This window comes from Streptomyces sp. CLV115, assembly GCF_038448545.1.
In the GTDB taxonomy this organism is placed as follows: Bacteria; Actinomycetota; Actinomycetes; order Streptomycetales; family Streptomycetaceae; genus Streptomyces; species Streptomyces sanglieri.
The window spans coordinates 1-6,932 of record NZ_JBCEWQ010000254.1 but is presented as its reverse complement, the minus strand read 5'-3'; the positions used below and the strand labels follow the sequence as shown (position 1 = coordinate 6,932).

The window sequence follows — 6,932 nt, the reverse complement described above, 5'->3', positions numbered from 1 at the left end:
CCCCCCCCCCCCCCCCCCCCCCCCCCCCCGCCGAGGGCGACGAACACCCCCCGGTCGTCCTGCTGCACGGTTTCATCGACAACCGTTCGGTCTTCGTCCTGCTGCGCCGCTCCCTCGCCCGGCACGGCTGGCACCATCTGGAATCGCTCAACTACTCACCGCTGACCTGCGACATCCGGACGGCGGCGGAGCTACTGGGTCGGCATGTCGAGGAGATCTGCGCCCGCACCGGACACCACGAGGTCGACATCGTCGGGCACAGCCTGGGCGGTCTGATCGCCCGCTACTACGTGCAGCGCCTCGGCGGTGACCAGCGGGTGCGCACCCTGATCACCCTCGGCACGCCCCACGGGGGCACGGCCGTCGCGCCGCTGGCGAGCGCTCACCCCATCGTGCGGCAGATGCGTACGGGATCCGCACCGATCGAGGAACTGCGCAGGCCCGCGCCGGGCTGCCGCACCCGGTTCGTGAGCTTCTGGAGCGAGCTCGACCGGGTGATCGTCCCGGCCGAGGCGGCCTGCATCGACCATCCGGATCTCGACGCGCAGAACGTACGCGTCACCGGGATCGGCCATCTCGCGCTGCCGGTGCACCCGGCCGTCGCCGCCGCCGTCCGGCAGGCTCTGGAGTCCCGCGAGCCGACGGCCGAGGAGAGCGGAACGGCAGGAGCCGCGTGAATCAGCGGGGCCGAGCGGACGGGCGGGGCAAAGCAAACCGGAGAGGCCGAACGGACCGCAGTGACCAACCGGACCGGTGAGGCCGAACGGACCGCAGTGACCAACCGGACCGGTGAGGCCGAACGGACCGCAGTGACCACGCGAACTGGTGAGGCCGAACGGACCGGAGTGGCCAAGCAAACCGGAGGGGCCGAACAGGCCGGTGGGGCCGAACGGACCGGTGGGGTCTCCGGAGACCCCACAAATAGAACGGGTTTCGAACATAAGGCCAAGGCTGTGTGAGCAGTCCGTCGAAAGGCGGCCGATTGCCCGTTTCCTGAGCCGCCCGTGCCCGCCGAAGATTGTCGGCGTCACGTACCGCCGGGTACAGTCGCGGCCACTGCTCCCCCTGGGATCCCCACGCCGGACCCCAGAGCACAGGTCCTGCTGCCGAGGCGAGAGAGAAGTTGGTGAACGACCAGCACCCCCACGCCGGGTACGCCGGATTCGACAGTGATGCGACCGGCAGCTTCGACAGCGACCCGCTCTTCGGATCACTCCCCGGCGGTCAGGACGGCGCGTACGGCAGCGGCTACGGCGCCGGGCAGTCCGGGTACAGCGGCCAGTACGACTCCACCCAGTGGGACACCGGCGCACACCCGACCACCTCGTACGACGCCTACACCCCGTACACCGCGCAGCCCCAGCAGCAGTACGAGGCGGCGCAGACGTACGAGACCACGGCCACCTGGACGCCCGTCGCCGACTACGGCACGGAAACGGCCACGACCGCCACCGCCACGTTCGCCGGCATCCCGGCGCAGGGCGGCGCCCCGGACACCACGGGCCAGTGGGACACCGGCGACTGGCACACGAACGGCCAGTGGGCCACCGGCGAATCGGCCGTCTACGACTCCGGCGCTTACGACGCCACCGCGTGGAACACCGGCGCCACGCCCGAGCACGATCAGCAAATCGCGCAAACCACGGAAACCGCACAGCTGTCCTACGAGACGCAGCCGGTGCCCGAGGTCCACGAGGCGCACCAGGCGCCCGAAACACAAGAGTCCTACGCCGACCCGGCCACCTCGTACGACCCCTACGAGCCCTACCTCGCCAACAGCGCGGACGACACAGCGGACGACGCGCACGACGCCACCGCCGCAGTCTCCGCCGATGCCATGGACATCGCGGACGCCGCACCCGGCCCGCACCGTCCTCTCGGCCGCTCCGCCACCCGCGGCGGCGGCGCCGGCCGCAGTCGGCGGCGTTCCCCCGCGAAGCGTTCCGCGCTCCTGACCGTCGCGATTCCCTCCGCCTGCGTGATGAGCGTGGCCGGCATCGCGGCGGCCTCCGTCGGCGGGCTGGGCGGCGAGGACAAGAAGGACGACGGCAAGACCACGATGGCGGCGTCCGACCCCGGCTCCGTCAAGGCGGGGGTGGCCAACAACAAGCTGGACACCCAGCTCGCCAACCTCAGCGCCGACGCGGAGAACTTCGCCGACCGCGCCAGCCGCACCCAGGAGCGGATCGACCTGCGCGAGCGGCAGGCCGCCGAGAAGAAGAAGCGCCTGGAAGAGGCCGCCCGCAAGGAGGCCCTGCGCCCCAAGTTCGTCATGCCGGTCAAGCAGCACGGCCTCAGCGCGTACTTCGGCCAGGCGGGCGTCAACTGGATGTCCGTGCACACGGGCATCGACTTCCCGGTCTTCGAGGGCACGCCCGTGATGGCCGCGACGGACGGCACCGTGCGCACCCAGCTGAACAGCGCCTACGGGAACATGGCCATCGTCACCATGGCCGACGGGACCGAGACCTGGTACTGCCACCTCAGCGGTACCAAGATCCGCTCGGGCCCGGTCAAGGCCGGTGACGTCATCGCGTACTCCGGGGACACCGGGAACTCGACCGGTCCGCACCTGCACTTCGAGGTACGACCCGGGGGCGGAGCGGCAGTGAACCCGCTGCCCTGGCTCCGCAGCCACGGCGTCAACCCGACCTGACCCGAGCCCGACCGATCCGACCCGGGACGGCCCGGCTTGGGACGGCCCGGCTTGGGACGGCCCGGCTTGGGACGGCCCGGCTTGGGACGGCCCGGCTTGGGACGGCCTGAAACGGGAGACAGCCTGAAACGGGAAACGGTCTGAAACGGGAAACGGCCTGAACGGTAGACGGGCGGGGCCGCGGCCTCCGCCCGTCTTCCCCGTCCCGGCTACAGCTTCTCGACCGGCGCGTACCTCAGCAGCAGCTTCTTCGGGCGCTCGTCCCCGAAGTCGACCGTGGCCTTCGCCTGGTCGCCGACGCCCTCGACCGCCGTGACCGTGCCGAGCCCGAACTGGTCGTGCGTGACCCGGTCCCCCACGACCAGCGTGATCGTCGGCTTGTCCGAGGTCCGTCGGGTCGCGAAGCCCGAGGGCCCGGAGCGCGCACGCGAGGCGGACAGCGACGAGGTGATCCCCGACGTCGGTCCGGCCGGTGCCGCCATCGGTCCCTTCCGCTTCCACTCCAGGTGCTGGTCCGGGATCTCCTCCAGGAACCGCGACGGCGGGTTGTAAGAGGGCTGCCCCCACGCGCTGCGCATCGCTGCCCGGGTCAGGTAGAGCCGCTCGCGGGCCCGGGTGATGCCGACGTAGGCGAGCCGCCGCTCCTCCTCCAGCTCCTTCACCTGTCCCAGCGCCCGCATGTGCGGGAAGACGCCGTCCTCCATGCCGGTCAGGAAGACGACCGGGAATTCGAGGCCCTTCGCGGTGTGCAGTGTCATCAGTGTGATGACGCCGGAGCCGTCCTCGTCCTCGTCGGGGATCTGGTCGGAGTCGGCGACGAGCGCGACCTTCTCCAGGAACTCCGCGAGCGTGCCCGTCCCCGCGCCGGTGCCGGCGGCCGCGTCCGCGCCGTCCTCGCCGGCCGAGCCCTGCTCCTGCTCGAATTCGAGGGCCACGGCGGCCAGTTCCTGAAGGTTCTCGATCCGGGTCTCGTCCTGCGGGTCGGTGGACGCCTGGAGTTCGGCGAGGTAGCCGGTGCGCTCCAGGACGGCCTCCAGGACCACCGCGGGGCCCGCGCCCGACTCGACGATCGTGCGCAGCTCCTCCATCAGCGTGTTGAACCGCTTGACGGCGTTGGCCGACCGGGCCGCCATGCCGTACGCCTCGTCGACCCGGCGCAGCGCCTGCGGGAAGGTGATCTTCTCGCGCATGGACAGCGCGTCGATCATCGCCTCGGCGCGGTCGCCGATACCGCGCTTGGGCACGTTGAGGATGCGGCGCAGCGGGACGGTGTCCTCGGGATTGGCGAGGACGCGCAGGTAGGCCAGGATGTCCCGGACCTCCTTGCGCTCGTAGAAGCGCACGCCGCCGACGACCTTGTAGGGCAGGCCGACACGGATGAAGATCTCCTCGAAGACGCGGGACTGGGCGTTCGTACGGTAGAAGATCGCGACGTCACCGGCCTTGGCGTCGCCCGTGTCGGTGAGCCGGTCGATCTCGTCGGCGACGAACTGCGCCTCGTCGTGCTCGGTGTCGGCGACATAGCCGGTGATCCGGGCGCCGGTGCCCGCGTTGGTCCAGAGGTTCTTGGGGCGGCGGCTCTCGTTGCGCTCGATGACCGCGTTGGCGGCGGACAGGATCGTCTGCGTGGAGCGGTAGTTCTGCTCCAGCAGGATCGTGGTCGCGTCGGGGTAGTCCTCCTCGAACTGGAGGATGTTGCGGATGGTCGCGCCGCGGAAGGCGTAGATCGACTGGTCCGCGTCACCCACGACGCACAGCTCGGCCGGGGCGTCGCCCTCGCCCGCCGGTCCGACCAGCTCGCGCACCAGGGTGTACTGGGCGTGGTTGGTGTCCTGGTACTCGTCGACCAGGACGTGCCGGAAGCGGCGGCGGTAGTGCTCGGCGACGTCCGGGAACGCCTGGAGCAGGTGGACCGTCGTCATGATGATGTCGTCGAAGTCCAGCGCGTTGGCCTCGCGCAGCCGGGACTGGTACATCGCGTAGGCCTGGGCGAGGGTCTTCTCGAAGCCGTCCGCGGCCTGGCCGGCGAAGGTCTCCTCGTCGATCAGCTCGTTCTTCAGGTTGGAGACCTTGGCGGTGAACGACTTCGGCGGGAAGCGCTTCGGGTCCAGGTCGAGATCGCGGCAGACCAGGGCCATCAGCCGCTTGGAGTCGGCGGCGTCGTAGATCGAGAACGACGAGGTGAAGCCGAGCCGCTTCGACTCGCGGCGCAGGATGCGTACGCACGCGCTGTGGAAGGTCATGACCCACATGGCGTTGGCGCGCGGGCCGACGAGCTGCTCGACGCGCTCCTTCATCTCGCCCGCGGCCTTGTTGGTGAAGGTGATCGCCAGGATCTGGCCGGGGTGCACCCCGCGCTCCGCGAGGAGGTGGGCGATCCGGTGGGTCAGCACCCGGGTCTTGCCCGAGCCGGCCCCGGCGACGATGAGCAGCGGGGAGCCCGCGTGGACGACGGCGGCGCGCTGCTCGGTGTTCAGCCCGTCGAGGAGCGCCGCCGAGTCGATGACGGGGCGGTGCGCGCCGTCGCGGTAGTAGGCGTCCCTGGGCGGCGGGGGCCCGTCGAACACGCCCGCGAAGAGGTCCTCCGGCACCGCTTCGGGTGCGGAGTCCTCGGGGGGCGGCGGGGGCTCTTCCTCCGAGTGCTGGAGGCCGGCCAGGAAGCTGTCGTCAAAGAGGCTGCTCATCGCTTGCCGAGTCTAGGCCGCCGCACCGACACCCGGAGGCCGCATGACCAACCGCACACGGCCGACGGCACACAAAGAGAGCGGACACCCACTCCCCGTGAGGAAATCCGGCCGCCGGCACCCCACGCCGGCAAGGTCACGAAAATGTATCGGGCATATCGAACATCAACCTTCACAGCAGCACCATGGGTTGGCTAGCGTGCTCGACCGGGCGGCCCGTACCCCCTTGAGGCGAACCACGCCGAGCGGGCGCCCCCGCCGAATCCGGCTGCCCCCGCGGAAGTTCGGAACCGGGGACCCAGACGCAGTACCGGGGTGAATCGGTCCTTATCCCCCACTCGGACCGTAGGGCAGCCTTCCGTTCCGCCCGAACCCGACAGCTAACCCGGTAGGCGGTCCACGGAAGGAGATGCCGGCCTTGGCATCCCATCGCAAGCCGCGCACCCGGGTGCGCACCACCGCACCGGCCGTCGGTCTCACCACGGCGGCCCTGGCGTCCGTGACCCTGCTCTCCACGCAGAGCGCGGTGGCCGCGCCCGATCCGAAGCCCGGCATCGAGGACGTACAGAAGAAGGTCGACGACCTCTACCGGCAGGCGGGCACCGCGACCCAGCAGTACAACCGGGCGAAGGAGGCCTCCACCGCCCAGCGCGCCAAGGTCGACGCCCTGCTGGACGACGTCGCCGAGCGCGCCGACAAGCTCAACGACGCCCGCAGGACACTCGGCAACTACGCGGCCGCGCAGTACCGCAGCGGCTCCATAACGCCGAACGCCACGTTCTTCCTGGCCGACGACCCGCAGTCGTACTTCGACCAGAGCCAGCTGATGGACCGGATGACCAGCCGGCAGCAGAGCGCGATCACGGACTTCCGCACGCAGCAGGCCAAGGCGGCGAAGAAGCGTTCCGAGGCGGTGCGCAGCCTGGAGACGCTGACGACGACGCAGGCCACGCTGCGCACCAGCAAGCAGGACGTCCAGAAGAAGCTGGGTGAGGCGCGCACGCTGCTGTCGAAGCTGACCGCCGAGGAGAAGGCACGGCTCGCGGAGATCGAGCGCAAGAAGGAGGCGGAGGCCGAGCGCAAGGCGCGGGAGCTGGCGAAGCAGCAGGCCGCCGCGAAGGCCGAGGCGGACCGCAAGGCCGAGGAGGCCGCGAAGGAGTCGGGGGGCGGCAGCGGTACGGGCACCGGGTCCGGCTCGGACAGCGGCTCCACCACCAAGGCGGCGAAGGTCCTCGACTTCGCCAGGGCCCAGATCGGCAAGCCGTACGTCTGGGGCGCGACGGGCCCGGCGTCGTACGACTGCTCCGGGCTCACCCAGGCCGCGTGGAAGGCGGCGGGGGTCGACATCCCGCGCACCACGTGGGACCAGGTCAAGATCGGCACCCGGGTGGCCACGGCCGATCTGCGGCCGGGGGACCTCGTCTTCTTCTACGACGACATCAGCCACGTCGGCATCTACAAGGGCGACGGGATGATGATCCACGCGCCGAAGCCCGGGGCGAACGTGCGCGAGGAGTCGATCTACTACATGCCGATCTACGGCAGCGTGCGCCCGGTGTAGCGGGTCTCGACGCGTCGCGCCGCCCGGGTGC

The 6,932-nt window shown here is 70.6% G+C and carries 4 protein-coding genes and 1 riboswitch; of the genes, 3 read left to right on the top strand and 1 reads right to left on the bottom strand.

Annotated elements, in window-relative coordinates; all coding sequences use genetic code 11:
* Both AADR41_RS40360 and AADR41_RS40355 read left to right on the top strand, forming a co-directional pair.
* A partial coding sequence (locus AADR41_RS40360) for an esterase/lipase family protein (protein ID WP_342287293.1) occupies positions 1–677 on the top strand: 677 nt, incomplete at its 5' end.
* A 449-nt stretch (positions 678–1,126) separates the two neighbouring features.
* The gene (locus tag AADR41_RS40355; RefSeq protein ID WP_342287292.1) at positions 1,127–2,656 is read left to right on the top strand and encodes a M23 family metallopeptidase; all 1,530 of its coding nucleotides are present in this window, start codon (positions 1,127–1,129) and stop codon (positions 2,654–2,656) included.
* Between the two features lie 209 nt (positions 2,657–2,865).
* Here the strand turns inward: AADR41_RS40355 and pcrA are convergent, their stop codons facing one another.
* Positions 2,866–5,340 carry a DNA helicase PcrA gene (gene pcrA / locus AADR41_RS40350; protein ID WP_342287291.1) on the bottom strand — a complete coding sequence of 825 codons (2,475 nt, stop codon included), beginning with the start codon at positions 5,338–5,340 and terminating at the stop codon, positions 2,866–2,868.
* Positions 5,341–5,586: 246 nt separating this feature from the next.
* Positions 5,587–5,751: riboswitch (cyclic di-AMP (ydaO/yuaA leader) on the top strand.
* A 7-nt stretch (positions 5,752–5,758) separates the two neighbouring features.
* On the opposite strand from pcrA, the gene AADR41_RS40345 reads away from it, so the two are divergent.
* Positions 5,759–6,901, top strand: a complete 1,143-nt coding sequence (locus AADR41_RS40345) for a C40 family peptidase (protein ID WP_342287290.1) — start codon at positions 5,759–5,761, stop codon at positions 6,899–6,901.
* Positions 6,902–6,932: the final 31 nt, after the last annotated feature.

Coding starts and splice junctions, on each gene's coding strand:
- pcrA (WP_342287291.1), bottom strand. CDS start 5,340: ATGAGCAGCCTCTTTGACGACAGCTTCCTGGCCGGCCTCCAGCACTCG.